The sequence below is a fragment of the Bacillus sp. 3103sda1 genome (genome assembly GCF_024159135.1).
Classification (GTDB): domain Bacteria; phylum Bacillota; class Bacilli; order Bacillales; family Bacillaceae_G; genus Bacillus_A; species Bacillus_A rhizoplanae.
The window spans coordinates 655274-669785 of sequence record NZ_JAMYWS010000001.1 but is presented as its reverse complement, the minus strand read 5'-3'; the positions used below and the strand labels follow the sequence as shown (position 1 = coordinate 669785).

The following is a 14512-nucleotide window of genomic DNA, read 5'->3' as shown; positions in this document are numbered from 1 at the left end:
CCGCTCCTTTACTCACCTTCTTACTGGTAAAACAGATCCTGTATGTTCAATACTTGGATGCACACGAACAATAATGTTACTCGTACTAAAATAATTTTGACCTTGGTCCCAATTTTTTTTAATTTTTATCCATTGCTTATAATTTTGACGCTTATAATATTCTCCTAATCCAAGTGCATCTACTTTTAAATTTTTTTGGACAACCTTAATTGTTTTTTGTATCTGTTTTTCAATTTCACTGGCAAGGTATTTACTAATTTCTTCAGAACTCATCGCCTTATTATCTTTCCTTAAATACACTTCTGCTAATGTTCCGTCTAAATATACATCAATTACAAATTTAGGCTTTGTAGGATTTTTTAAGAATGTATGGATTTTACGACGCATGTCACGAATTTCAAATACAATAAGCTGATTTCCTTTTTTTATTTTAAAAAAGCCCCCTACTTTTTTTCCAACAATATAATTTAATCCTAGTGTTTCCATCCCATTCAGACTACCTACAAATTTAGTATCTTTTCCGCGAAATACAGCTGCTCCTTCCATTTTAATTCCCTGCCTAGTTAGTCCTAAGACAGGAAGAACAAAACTTCGATCAGCAGACATTTTTTCTTGTAAATCACCAATTCGAACTGCTTCTAACATTTGGGCATTTTTCTGCGCATGATTTGATATCATACTTACGTATTTAGAGGGTAAATTTTCTGGTTTTGCACTCTGCTTTAAAATTTCTTCCGCTCGTCCTTTTGAAATAAAGATCCGAATATTCCTTCGCATCTCATGATCACGAAAAAATACATCTAATGTATCTTCTAAAACGAAAGGTTTCTTCAATAAGTCCTCAGAAAAAATGAGCGCTTCTATATGGGGGAAAAATAAGGATCGACTTATTTTCTTAGAGATAATCCGAATTTGAGCAAATACACTATCAGCCGTTGCATTAATATTAATGTAATTTCTTCCACTTGACGGCTTACTTCCCTGCTGCGTTAAAGAACTAGGCAACACAATTTGATACGTTCCTTTTATAAGGGGTGAATGACTGGTAGTTGTCGTTTCGCTTTTTTCTCCCTTATTCGTTGCCTTGTCTAATGCAACACCAACAACAAACCCTCTTTCTTCAATTTCCTGTCGTTCAGAGCAGCCACTTATAAGTAAAATCAAAAACAGACAACTCATTATTTTAAGAAGAAGGTTCATTTTTATTCCCCCCTCCTTTTATTTTATAGAAAATAAAAATGAGAAGAGGGACAACAAACATAACAGACATGTCAACCCAAGCTAAATATGTACCATACTTACTTATCACATCCAAATTACCTGGAATATTATTTACAACATAAATGATAGGTGCACTAATAAAAATAAACGTATGTTTTTTTATTGCAGGAAACATTGCACAAAATAAAAAAATAGCGATATCATAATACAATGCAGTTGTATTAAAAACAGTAATAATCCATGTTATAAAAAAGATTGCATCAAATCTCTCTAGAAAACCTCCCCCAATTTCAATTTCTTTTCCAAGTTCAATCGTTGGATATGTTAAAGTGCTAGTTGTTAAATAAGTAAATACACTTATACAAGTAACATAAATTAACATATAGGATAAAACAGTAATCATAACCCCTTTCGCTGCTGCCATAGGGGCTTTTTTTGTTGACTTGAGTATAGCAGCATAGAAAAAACCCACTTCAAATCCAATAAATGTAAAGGCGGATTCTCTGATTCCACCCATATATTTACTCATTTTAGTTTGAAAAAATGGGGCTAAATTTTCAAATTCCATTAAATTAACATTTAACAGCGATAACAAAATAATAGCAATAAAAACAATAGGTAAAAACAGAACAGTAAGTCTTAATAATCCTGCCCTAGATCCACAAACGCCATAAACAACAACGAGCAAATAAAAAAAGGACAAAAGCTGAACAGGTGTATCACTAAATAAATAGGTTTGAGAAATAATAGAAATTGTTCGCGCTTCATGAGCCGTAATTCCTGTAAATGTTAGTATTAAAATAAAACAGATAATATAAGTAATCGGCTTCGTTAAATACACGCTCGTATATTGAACAAAATTTTGTTTCGGAAATAAAATGGCAACCTTCATGATAAACCACGCAAAACAAGTACATATTAACCCACTTAGGAATAAAAGAATCCATCCATCCGCAAAAAGCGCATGAGTCGCCATAACACGCGGCATGGCAAGTGCACCTGTACCAATAATGGTAGAAGATATAGCAAACGTGAGTTCACGAGTACCAACTTCTTCATCTCCATACTCAAACGACTTCACTTCATCCCCTCTCCTTTGAACGCAGCGTTTTATCCTTTGGTTGTAAGTACTCCGGTCTTTCTTTCAACATTGCTTTAGACAAACGTACAACATCTTCTTTCCAATCTTTATAAAAAGCAGGTGCAATCGGTGCAGAATATGGTACTCCAACACTCGTTAAATTTACGATATGAATTGCTAAGGCAATTAATCCTAAAATAATTCCATACAAGCCAAAGACTGTAGCGGCCAACATAAACGCAAACAATAAAATACGAAAGGTAATTGTAATACTATATACTGGTAGTGAAAATGTAGCTACGGCCGTGACTGCAATAATAATGACAAGAAATGGATTTACAATACCGGCACTTACAGCAGCTTCCCCAATAACAAGGCCTCCTACAATACCAATCGTTGGCCCCATTGGCTTCGGAAGACGAATTCCAGCTTCACGAATCAGCTCCATTGTAAAAGCCATTATGAGCGCTTCAATATATGCTGGAAACGGAACACCTTCTCTTGCTCCAGCAATTGAATATGCAAGAGTAGAGGGGATAAGCCCTTGATGATAAGAGACAAGAGCTACATACATAGCCGGTAATAAAATCGCAATCGTGCCCGCTAACATTCGAAGTCCTCTTAACAACGTTCCAATCATCCAACGTTCATAGTGGTCTTCCGGTGATTGAAATATGTCAATCATCACCATTGGAGCAATAAGTGCAAACGGAGAACCATCTACTAAAATAGCTGCTTTCCCTTTTGCAAGTGAAGCTGCGACGTTATCTGGTCTTTCTGTATTTAAAAATTGAGGGAAAGGAGACAAACTATTATCTTGTATGAGTTGTTCAATCGTTCCTGTTTCAAAAATAATATCTGTTTCAATAGACTGCAGTCTCCGGTTTAATTCTTTTACAATATAAGGATTAATAATATCTTCAATGTAAGCTAGTGTTACTTCCTTCTGTGAACGTTTCCCCATAATATAGGAATGAAAACGTAATTGTGGGTCACGTATGTGACGCCGAATTAACATTTTGTTTACATTCACATCTTCAATAAATCCTAAATTAGGCCCTCGAATGATTGTCTCCGCAGAAGGTGAATCGAGACTTCGTTTCTCCCATTCACGAAAATTTACAATTATTGCAGAAGGAATACCATCCAGTAGCACAATTGTATCGCCTGCTAATAGTGCATTCATAACATCCGGAAATGTCTTTGCGATACTCACTTCTCCAACTGATAAAAATTGATCGATTAATGTTTGCATAATTGGAGCTTGTTTAGGAATGTCTTCATACTGCAATGGACGAATAACAAAACGATAAATCATGTCTTTATTGCTTAGTCCGCATAAAAATATAACTGCACATCGATCGTTTGTTCCTGAAAGAGAAAATTCACGCACAGTTAAGTCATTAGGCGAATCTAACTTTTCTCGAATTGCATTGGTAATTTTCGATAAGTTAGCATCTAACTGAATCATCTTTATCATCTAACTTTCTTTTTTCAAAATGTTGTAGTTATATTTCTCCACTTCAAACAAATATATACAAAAAGAGCTATCCTTTTGTAACAGGATAACTCGAGTAAAACACTATCTTATTCCCTATTTCTCATGAAATTCAAAACAGACGAAACAAATATTTCTACACCGACTGGCAAGGCATCCTCGTCAATTGTAAAAAGCGGATGATGATGTGGATATATAATTCTCTTCTCTTGATTTCCAGCTCCAATAAAGAAAAATGTACCTGGGGCTTTTTGCAAGAACGCGGAAAAGTCTTCTCCAGCCATCGTCGGCTGTAAATGAACAACTTGTTCCCTTCCTAAAAGTTGCAATGCCGTATTTTCTACATGCCTTGTTACATTCTCTTCATTTACAACTGGGCGATATCCATATTCATATGTAAATGTATAAGATGCCCCGTATGCCTCTGTAATACATTTTACAATTCTCTCAATTCGCTCTGCTGTTTGCTTCCGAAGCTCATCTCGTAAACTTCTTACTGTTCCTCCAATTGTCGCACTGTCAGGAATTACATTATGAGTTGTCCCTGCATGAAATTGTGTTACAGATAACACTAATGAATCTAACGGATTAGTAAGCCTGGAGACAATTTGTTGTAATTGAGAAACAACTTGCGTGCCAATTGCAATACTATCAACCGTTTCATGCGGAATACCAGCATGCCCGCCTTTTCCCACAATCGTAATCGAAAACGCATCAGGAGCAGCCATTGCTGGACCATATACAACACCAATTTTCCCAACTTCCAGTGGTGCCCAAAGGTGTGCACCAATAATATAATCGACCCCTTCCATAACACCAGCGTCAACCATTTCCTGTGCACCGCCCGGAAAGTTCTCCTCAGCATGTTGAAACAAAAAACGAATTTCACCTTGAATTTGATCCCGTTTTTGTGAAAGTGTGTATGCTGTTCCAAGTAACATCGCAATATGTCCATCATGTCCACACGCGTGCATAACTCCTTGATATCTAGAAACAAAATCAAACTCATTCTCTTCTTCAATAGGTAGTGCGTCCATATCAGCACGAAGCGCAATTGTTCTTCCTGGCTGTTTACCAACCAATTTTGCCATCACACTATACTGCGTTGGACGCGAAACTTCTAGATGAGGAAATGTTTGTAGTATGTCGTAAACCGTTTGAGATGTTTTTTCTTCATGATAAGAAAGCTCAGGATACATATGAAAATGTCTTCTCCATTGAATAAGCTGCTCTTTCGAAATAGATGCTTCTTGTATAATATCCATATACAATCATCCTTTCTCCACTAAATTACCTGTTATTATAGCGCGTACAGCCAACAAAACAAACATTATTCTGATAATTTTTACTATTAAATGTTATTGATTTATGAATTTTAAAAAATAAAAAAGCTATCGGGTTTGATAGCTTTTTTATCCCGCATTAACGGATAGTAAGACCCCCACCTCAAGATTCAGAGAAAATCGAAGAAGTTAGGTGGGGGATTTTACTGCCCGTAAAAGCCCGATTGGTTCAACTAATAATCAATAGCCATATAGTTAAAATTTTACCTTATCTGTAAGTTGTATGAAAAAATAGGCTGGTGCTATACAAAGCCCCAATATGCTACTGGTTCCAATAATAAGAGAAAGCAACATGCAAGAATACTTTACTCCGTTTGTTTTTTTCCATCCATAACTCCAAATTTCAATGCTGAGGCCAATCAGTATAATTGCGATAAGTACTTCCCCGAGTAATAAAAGAGCTAAAGTTGATATTGACATGTCTTAACACTTCCTTAGCAACATATGATAGTAATATTTTACCATACAAAAAATGTAACTTAAGGAATATTGCGAGCTTATTGCACAATTAAGCTTTAATGAATTAATCTCTTTCTATAAAGAATAAGATGAAATTACATTAAATATGTTCTTTTAAGCCTGCTAAAAAGGAGGAATCTCCATGCTATAGTTTCGTAGTACCATGAGATATTAATAATTTTGAATAATGAGTACATTATGTAAGGGGGGGAGAAGACGCAGTGCTAAACCATTATATGTATATAAGTATTTAAGGGATATAAAAAAGCCTGCTGAGGCATTGCCCCAACAGACTTTTGAAAATGCGTGTTACATAGAGAAGAAAATCCAAACCGTACCAACAACCGTTACTGCAGCGATGAAGAAGTGGAATACGATTGTGAGTGTTTGTATTGTGCCTTCTCCTTCTGTCATGTGCATAAACATAACTAATTGTAACGCGGCTTGTGCCACTGCCATTATAAGAATGCTCGTTAAGATTGTTGCAAATGGCAAACTTGTATATAACGCTACATATAAAGCAAGGAACGTTAATGCAAGTGATAAAATAAATCCGAAAACGTGTGACCATGGAAATCCGCTATGAGCGTGTTGATTTGCTTGTGTATTGTTTTGTCCCATTATTACGCCACCATCCCGTTCAAGTAAACTAGTGTGTAAATGAAGATCCAAACAACATCAAGGAAATGCCAGTATAAGCTGATAATAAATACTTTACGAGCTGTAACTGGTGTTAGTCCTCGTTTTAAAATTTGGATAATAACACAAGCTGCCCAAATGATACCACCTGTTACGTGGGCACCATGCGTTCCAAGAAGAACGAAGAACCCAGATAAGAATCCGCTTGTTTGTAGTGTAGCACCGTGGCTTGCGTACAGTGCAAATTCTTCAATCTCCATGTAAAGGAAGCCAGCGCCTAACAGTAATGTAATGATAAACCATAGGAGCATACCATTTTTGTTTTCTTTACGCATTTCATGAATTGCGATCCCGCATGTGAAACTACTTGTTAAAAGTAAAAGTGTTTCAATCATAACAGGCTTTACTTCGAAAAGTTGTGCTGGTGTTGGACCACCTGCGGTACTACCAGCTAATACTAGGTAAGAGGCGAAAAGCGTTGCAAATAGCACGATTTCAGCCCCAAGGAAAATCCAAAACCCTAAAATATTCAATCTGCTTTGTTCAGTTTGATATTCTAGAGGTAAGCTTTTATCTAAAGCCGCCATTTCGTTTCACCTCTCATGCAACATGTTCTGTCTTTTTAATTTCATCTACGCTAATGTAATATCCGTTATCGTAATCAAACGAGCGCCAGATCATACAAGCTAACATACCAATACCACCGACAATTGCTAACCCGAACCAGCTAAATACTAATGCAAAACCTGCAAGACCAATAAAACAAGACATAATAATTGGAACACCTGAATTGCTTGGCATATGAATTGGTTTCAAGTCTTCAGGTTTTGGTGTAATAGACTCACCGTTTTTCTTCATTTCCCAGAATATATCGCTTTGCTTAATTTCTGGTACTACTGCAAAGTTGTAATGTTGTACAGGAGACTGTGTTGCCCATTCAAGTGTACGGCCATCCCAAGGATCTCCAGTTAAATCACGCTCGCCATGACGAATGCTGTAAACTACGTTGTAGCATAATAAGATAAAGCCGATACCCATCATTACTGCACCAACAGATGCGATCATGTTTAATCCGCCCCATCCAAGGTTTGCAGAGTATGTGTACATACGACGTGTCATACCGTCTAAACCTAGGAAGTACATTGGGAAGAAACAGATGTTAAATCCGCTCATAAAGATCCAGAATGTCCATTTACCAAGGCGTTCATTTAGCATATGACCTGTGATTTTTGGATACCAGAATGTAAATCCAGCAAGCATCGCAAATACTGTACCTGCAATTAATACGTAGTGGAAGTGAGCAACTAGGAAGTAGCTGTTATGGTACTGATAGTCAGCTGCTGCCATCGCAAGCATAACACCCGTAACTCCACCGATTACGAAGTTTGGAATAAACGCCAATGACCAAAGCATTGGAACTGTAAAACGAATACGACCTTTATACATTGTAAACAACCAGTTAAAGATTTTAACACCGGTTGGAATCGAAATCGCCATTGTTGAAATCGAGAAGAATGAGTTAACCGATGGTCCAGCGCCCATTGTAAAGAAGTGATGGAGCCATACAAGACCACTTAAAACTGAGATAGCAATCATTGAGTAAACCATCGCGCTATATCCGAATAGACGTTTACGCGAGAATGTACTTATGATTTCAGAGAAAATACCGAATGCCGGTAAAATAACGATATATACTTCAGGGTGACCCCATACCCAGAATAAGTTCGCCCAAAGCATTGGCATACCACCGCTCGCCATCGTAAAGAAGTGAGCATCAAATAGACGGTCAAATGTCATTAATGCAAGAGCAACTGTTAATACTGGGAAAGCAAAGATAATGATTACACATGTGATTAAAATAGACCATGTAAACATTGGCATTTTCATTAACTTCATGCCAGGTGCACGCATTTTCAAGATCGTAACAAGGAAGTTAATCCCTGTCATCAGCGTACCGAGACCCGCAATCTGCAATGCAATTGAATAATAGTTGTTTCCTACGCCTTGGCTAAACTCTTTACCAGCCATTGGGAAGTACGATGTCCATCCAGCGTCTGGAGAACCACCGACAACGAAGGAGATGTTAAATAACATAGCACCTACAAAGAATAACCAAAAACTTAATGAGTTTAAGAAAGGATATGCAACATCGCGCGCCCCAATTTGAAGAGGTACAACAATGTTCATTAATCCCATAACAAATGGCATTGCCATGAAGAGAATCATTACAGTGCCGTGCGTTGTAAAGATTCCGTTATAGTGTTCAGCATTTAAATAAGTTGTGTCAGGAAACGTTAATTGGGCACGGATCATTAAGCCGTCCATACCACCACGGAACAGCATTAAAATCGCTGAAAGAATATACATAGTCCCAATTTTCTTATGGTCAACAGAAGTTAACCACTCATCCCAAAGCCATCTCCATTTTTTGTACTTTGTTAGTACGAAAAGGATTCCTAATGTCACAAGAACAATAGATACGTCCGCTCCGTAGATAATCGGATCGCCTGTGACAAAAAATTCATCAAGCTTCACTGTATTCACTCCAATCTGTTGGAATAGTCGTTGTTACTTTTTGTTTTTGTAGTAGTTGTAATCACAATATTCAAGTGATTTTGGATCTACATATTTTAAATGGTTGCTAGAGAACGTCATACGCCCTACTACACCTGGTTCAATAATTTCTTTATACTTGTTTTCTGATAATTTAGGGGCAGTTTCTTGTACTTCTGTTACCCACTTGTTGTAGTCTTCTTTTGTTTTAGCTTCAAGTTCAAACTCCATGTCAGTAAATCCTTCACCAGAGAAGTTTGCACTACGTCCAGTATAAGAACCTGGTTTATCAGCTTGTAGGTATAAATCCATGACCATATTATCCATTGTATACTTCATACCACCAAGTTCTGGAATCCAGAAAGCATTCATTGGACCGACAGAAGTTAATTTAAATTGAATTGGTACACCTGCTGGTACATTTAAATAGTTAACGGTTTCAATTCCTTCCTCAGGATAACTGAATAACCATTTCCAGTTTGCAGATGTAACGTAAATTTCAACAGGTTTTATATCTTTTGATTGTGCTGGAGGCTTTTCCGATGCATATGTTGCTTTTACCGTCGGAATTGATAAGGCAATCACGATGATAACAGGGAAAATAGTCCAGATAATTTCTAAAAGAGTATTACCATGTATATCAGGTGGCTCATAGTCCATATTATCTGGTTTTTCACGGTAACGAATTAAAATAACTGTAAACAAGACGAATACGACTAGAATAATTACAGACATCAGTATCATTGACCAAACAATTAAATCATACTGTGTTTTTGCAACAGGTCCTTGTGGATTTAATACAGCGATTTTGTCGCATCCACCGAGGAACAAGAGTAGTGATAGTGGAAGAAGTGAAGCCAACTTCCAAAACTTTTTTTTCAGTTGCACGATTGAAAATCTCCTTTCTCCTTGGATTGAAACTATGCCAATAAAACAATATAAACCTATTAATTTATAGATGGCAATAGTTTTTAAGATATTGTTAAAAAATAGACACAAATACACAGTTTTTACGATGAAAAACTTTTGTAACTTGCTAATATTGTAAACTATTTTTGACGCCATATCTCGATTTTAAAAATTTTAAGATAAATAAAGTTATACCAGAATATCCAAAAAATAGAAAAAAGCTATCTCATAATAAGTTGAAATAGCCGAATATTTCATATATTTATTTTATTACTCATGAAACATTTTTTTGTTGTTCAAATGTGACAATTTTTTTAAATTTTACACGATAAAAAATGTAACAAATAATCATGAATGGGATTCCACAATATAAAGCAATACGTTGATCTGGAATAAACGCTAAGCTTATGAATGTAACAAAGTTTAAAGAGAACGCCAAAATAGGAACGAGTGGATAAAGTGGAGCGCGGTATTTTAATTCTCGTATATCCCCACCATTTTTTATAAATTCTCTTCTAAAGAAAAATTGAGATGCAGCAATGGACATCCAAACAACGACAGCTGCCATCGCTGCAATAGATGTTAATACTAAAAAGACTGTATCAGCAGCGAATACACTTGTTAAAAGAGAAAGGCTAGCAAATATAAGGCTGAAAATTAATGCATTGAGCGGTACGCCTTTTTTCGTTAATTTTGAAAAGGCAGGACTTGCCATTCCTTGTTTTGACATCGCCCAAAGCATACGGGAGTTTGCATATAAACCAGAATTTGCTACCGATAATACAGCTGTAATAATAACAAAGTTCATAATGTCTGCTGCATACGGAATTCCAACTGTGTCAAAAACGAGTACGAAAGGACTTTCTACAAGATTTGCTTCTTGCCACGGTAGTAATCCAACGACCACAGAAATTGAAAGGACGAAAAAGAAAAGCGTACGCCAAATTGTATTTTTTATAGCACGTGGTACTGTTTTTTCCGGTTGCTTACTTTCAGCTGAGGCAATACCGATTAACTCTGTTCCTTGGAACGCAAAGTTAACGGTAATCATTGTAAGAAGAACAGCTGGAAGTCCGTTTGGAAATAATCCGCCATTTTCTGTGAAGTTATGTAACATTGGCGCCGGTTTACCGTTAAAGTCTAATAGACCAAACATGACGGCACCGCCGAGTATAATAAATACAATAATCGTTATTACCTTAATACTCGCAAACCAAAATTCAGCTTCTGCGTATGCACGTGCAGATGAAGCGTTTACAATAAAGAGCACGGCAGCGAATACAACACACCATATCCAAGATGAAACATCTGGGAACCAACGTTTCATTAAAATGCTGACAGTCGTTAGTTCAACTCCAACGGTAACAGCCCAGTTTAGCCAATACATCCATCCTACGACAAATCCAAAACCAGGTGAAATAAATCGGCTAGCGTAGCTTTGGAAAGAGCCAGCTTCAGGCATCGCAACTGTTAGCTCTCCGAGACAAAGCATAGTTAAATACATAACAAATCCGCCAACTAAATAGGCAAGAATAGCTCCGCCAGGTCCAGCGTTGTGAACAATTTGCCCTGACCCCATAAATAACCCTGTTCCGATAACTCCCCCTAGAGCAATCATAAAGAGGTGTCTACTTTGCATCGTACGTTTTAGTTCATTTTGCTGATTATCTTTCTGTATCATATACCCCTCACCTCATATTTTTTAGTAGAATTACAATTAAATCCCCTAGTTAATTCGCTTATCCTTAATGAAGAAGGTTCACTAAGTTAAGCATGTTTTATTCTAACAAAATATTCTGAAATTGTATATCAAAAAAATCTTTTTATTTTAAAAAATACGAATTTTATGACGGTATACAAAAATAACAATTCGTATAATCATTCTAGTAAACTAGTGAAAACAACGGTACAATAAAGAGAGTATTATTTTGGAAAATGTAAGAAAATAATTATGTAATGGAGTTAGATATATGTTTAGGATGGTCAAATACATATGTGTTTTAGGGATTGGAGTTATTGTTAGTGCGGCATGCAGTAAGGATGTTATGGGAGTAATTGAAACAGGGAAAAATAAAATTTTACAAAAAACTGAGGAACTCCGCTTAGACTTTTCATATGAAATGAAGGATCAAGCGATGATTGAAAATGTGCCATTTATAAAGCAACTTCCTGAATTAGAAAGAGGTTGTGAAGTGACAAGTTTAGCAATGTTACTGCAATATAAAGGAATTCAAGTTGACAAAATGGAGCTTGCGGATGAAATTGAACGTGTACCGTTTGAGGCGAACGGCTTGCGAGGAAATCCTCATGAAGGATTTGTAGGAAATATTTATACAAAGTCTAAACCAGGCTACGGTGTATACCATCAGCCGATTTTTCAATTAGCACAAAAATATGTTCCAGATAAAACAATTGATTTAACAGGAAGAGAGATAGAAGATATATATAAAGTGCTTAGTGCTGGTTCACCGGTATGGGTTATTGTCAATACAACTTTTCAGCCGCTAGATGAGGGAAGCTTTGAAACTTGGAACACAGATTCTGGAGAAGTAAAGATTACATATTATGAACATAGCGCTGTTATTGTTGGTTATGATCAAAATTTTGTATATGTAAATGATCCATTGGCAAACAAACCGCGTAAAGGTATTCCGCGTGCTCAATTTGAAAAAGCATGGGAACAAATGGGGAAACAAGCAATTACTATTCTATGAAAATAAAGGGGAACTTCCATCAGTAGATGGGGCTTCATCCCCCACCTATCTTCTTCGATTTTCTCTGAATCTTGAGGTGGGGCGTTAATGCGGGATAAAACCGATAAATAAGAGCTGTTCCTGTCCGTTAATATGACATAAGAAGAGAGGTATGTGTATGGTCGAAATAAAGCGAATTGATTGCTCGCAAACATATGCACTTCGCCACGAAATTTTACGGCCTAATCAAAGTTTAGAAGACTGTAAATATACTTCTGATAATGAAGAAAATACCTTTCACCTCGGAGCATTTATGAACAATATGCTTATTAGTATTGCTTCCTTTTCTTATGAAACACATCCTTCTTTAGGAGAAGGCATTCATTATCGCTTAAGAGGAATGGCCACAAGACAAAATTTCCGCAAACAGCATGCTGGAAGTACTCTAATTCACAGTGCTGAAGCAATATTAACAGAGCGCCGTGCACAGCTTCTATGGTGTAATGCCCGAATCACTGTTGCAGATTATTATATACGATTAGGATTTCAAGAATATGGTGAAGTATTCGATATTCCGCCAATTGGATTACACAAATTAATGTACAAAATCTTATAATCTATTTTACTATGTACAAAAAAGAGCGTCTCCTACGAGAAGCTCTTTTTTTAACTTATTATAAAAACAAATGACAACCAAATAATATTGCAAAGAAATAAAGAAACGGATGTACTTCCTTTCCTTTTCCTTTTACAATTTTTAAAATTGGATAAATTAAGAAGCCAAGTGCTATACCGTTCGCAATACTTGATGTGAGCGGAATACCAACGAAAATAAAGAATGCTGGAAGCGCATCTTCAAAGTCATTCCAATTTACTTCCCGAACATTTTGCGCCATTAGGCTACCAACAATAATAAGAGAAGGTGCTGTAATTGCCGCTACACTTGATAATGATGCAATTACAGGACTAAAGAAAGCTGTAATAATTGTTAATCCAACAACGACTATACCTGTTAATCCTGTCTTCCCTCCTGCTGCAATACCAGCAGAAGATTCGATTGTAGCAGCTGTTGGACTTGTTCCAAACATTGCTCCTACTGTTCCTCCAATTGCATCTGCAATAAATGCTTTTCCAAAACGCCCTTCTGCATTATCTGTCTTTAAACCAGTCTGCTTAATTAACCCAAGCAATGCTCCTGTTGTATCAAATAACAATACAAGCAAAAATGAAAAAACAATACCATATAATCCGTATTCAATTACATCCGTCACAGCGTGAATCGGGTTAAATGTAATCATTCCTTCTGGTAAATGCGGAACTGCTACAAGTTTATCGCTAAACTCCAATTGTCCTGTAAAAAAGGCAATTACTCCCGTTACAATCATACTTATAAACAGTGCACCACTTACGTTTAATGCCATTAATACTGCAGCTAACACTAAACCAATTAACGTTAGCACAACAGAGGGAGAATGAAAATTTCCAATGGTAACTAAGTTTGTAGGATGATCTACGATAATACCAGATAAACGAAGCCCTATAAATGCAATGAACAAACCGATTCCTGCTGCAATCGCATGCTTTAAACTATCCGGAATCGCCTCAATTAGTTTTTGACGAAATGATGTAAATGAAAGTAAAAGAAAAATAATACCTGTCAAAAATACAGCTGAAAATGCAATAACGTATGTAATGCCTTCTGCGTTTTGAACAACAGAGTACGCGAAGTAGGCATTCATTCCCATTGCCGGTGCAATCACGATTGGGTAATTTGCTAAAAATGCCATGCATAATGTTCCAACAATTGTTGCAATAATTGTTGCCGTAAAGGCTTGATCGAACGGCACTCCTGCATCAGACAAAATCTTCGGATTGATGACAAGAATGTACGCAAATGTGAAAAACGTCGTAATACCAGCTAAAACCTCCTGCTTTACAGAAGTATTGTATTTCTTTAATTGAAACATATTAGCTATCCTTCCTACTTAATAAAATTATGATTATAACTACCTTCTCAAATTAACTTCTTCTAACAGCAATAATAATGAGGCTTTTATTGCGCGAAAAAATATAATACTTAATCTTATCAATTACTAAAAAAGAGCGTCAATATACT

At 36.4% G+C, this 14512-nt stretch carries 13 protein-coding genes; 2 read left to right on the top strand and 11 right to left on the bottom strand.

The genetic code is table 11. The features are described 5' to 3' along the window. Positions 1–12: 12 nt before the first annotated feature. From NKR74_RS03350 to NKR74_RS03305, 10 genes are all read right to left on the bottom strand, one after another. A complete protein-coding gene (locus tag NKR74_RS03350) occupies positions 13–1200 on the bottom strand; it encodes a Ger(x)C family spore germination protein (RefSeq protein ID WP_098309084.1) in 1188 nt (395 codons plus the stop codon). After that, positions 1184–2302 carry a GerAB/ArcD/ProY family transporter gene (locus tag NKR74_RS03345; RefSeq protein ID WP_098309083.1) on the bottom strand — a complete coding sequence of 373 codons (1119 nt, stop codon included), beginning with the start codon at positions 2300–2302 and terminating at the stop codon, positions 1184–1186. The genes NKR74_RS03350 and NKR74_RS03345 overlap by 17 nt, the downstream gene beginning before the upstream one ends. Position 2303: 1 nt before the next feature. Continuing rightward, positions 2304–3773, bottom strand: a complete 1470-nt coding sequence (locus NKR74_RS03340; RefSeq protein WP_098309082.1) for a spore germination protein — start codon at positions 3771–3773, stop codon at positions 2304–2306. Between the two features lie 116 nt (positions 3774–3889). Further along, positions 3890–5065 carry a M20 family metallopeptidase gene (locus NKR74_RS03335; RefSeq protein WP_098309081.1) on the bottom strand — a complete coding sequence of 392 codons (1176 nt, stop codon included), beginning with the start codon at positions 5063–5065 and terminating at the stop codon, positions 3890–3892. 273 nt (positions 5066–5338) lie between these two features. After that, positions 5339–5563 carry a DUF4022 family protein gene (locus NKR74_RS03330; protein ID WP_098309080.1) on the bottom strand — a complete coding sequence of 75 codons (225 nt, stop codon included), beginning with the start codon at positions 5561–5563 and terminating at the stop codon, positions 5339–5341. 348 nt (positions 5564–5911) lie between these two features. After that, complete coding sequence (qoxD, locus tag NKR74_RS03325) at positions 5912–6223, bottom strand: cytochrome aa3 quinol oxidase subunit IV (protein WP_098309079.1); 312 nt, start codon at positions 6221–6223, stop codon at positions 5912–5914. A 2-nt stretch (positions 6224–6225) separates the two neighbouring features. Next, entirely contained in the window at positions 6226–6828 is a 603-nt protein-coding gene (qoxC, locus tag NKR74_RS03320; protein WP_253628627.1) for a cytochrome aa3 quinol oxidase subunit III, read from the bottom strand. A 13-nt stretch (positions 6829–6841) separates the two neighbouring features. Beyond that, the gene (qoxB, locus tag NKR74_RS03315; protein WP_141525027.1) at positions 6842–8776 is read right to left on the bottom strand and encodes a cytochrome aa3 quinol oxidase subunit I; all 1935 of its coding nucleotides are present in this window, start codon (positions 8774–8776) and stop codon (positions 6842–6844) included. Positions 8777–8809: 33 nt separating this feature from the next. Then, complete coding sequence (qoxA, locus tag NKR74_RS03310; RefSeq protein ID WP_098309076.1) at positions 8810–9682, bottom strand: cytochrome aa3 quinol oxidase subunit II; 873 nt, start codon at positions 9680–9682, stop codon at positions 8810–8812. 295 nt (positions 9683–9977) lie between these two features. After that, positions 9978–11384 carry an amino acid permease gene (locus tag NKR74_RS03305; RefSeq protein ID WP_253628626.1) on the bottom strand — a complete coding sequence of 469 codons (1407 nt, stop codon included), beginning with the start codon at positions 11382–11384 and terminating at the stop codon, positions 9978–9980. A gap of 289 nt (positions 11385–11673) precedes the next feature. On the opposite strand from NKR74_RS03305, the gene NKR74_RS03300 reads away from it, so the two are divergent. Continuing rightward, positions 11674–12417 carry a C39 family peptidase gene (locus tag NKR74_RS03300; protein ID WP_253628625.1) on the top strand — a complete coding sequence of 248 codons (744 nt, stop codon included), beginning with the start codon at positions 11674–11676 and terminating at the stop codon, positions 12415–12417. A 157-nt stretch (positions 12418–12574) separates the two neighbouring features. Beyond that, on the top strand, positions 12575–13012 hold the full coding sequence (locus tag NKR74_RS03295) for a GNAT family N-acetyltransferase (protein WP_253628624.1): 438 nt from the start codon (positions 12575–12577) through the stop codon (positions 13010–13012). A 58-nt stretch (positions 13013–13070) separates the two neighbouring features. On the opposite strand, the gene NKR74_RS03290 is transcribed toward NKR74_RS03295, so the two are convergent. Beyond that, complete coding sequence (locus NKR74_RS03290; RefSeq protein WP_253628623.1) at positions 13071–14363, bottom strand: NCS2 family permease; 1293 nt, start codon at positions 14361–14363, stop codon at positions 13071–13073. Positions 14364–14512: the final 149 nt, after the last annotated feature.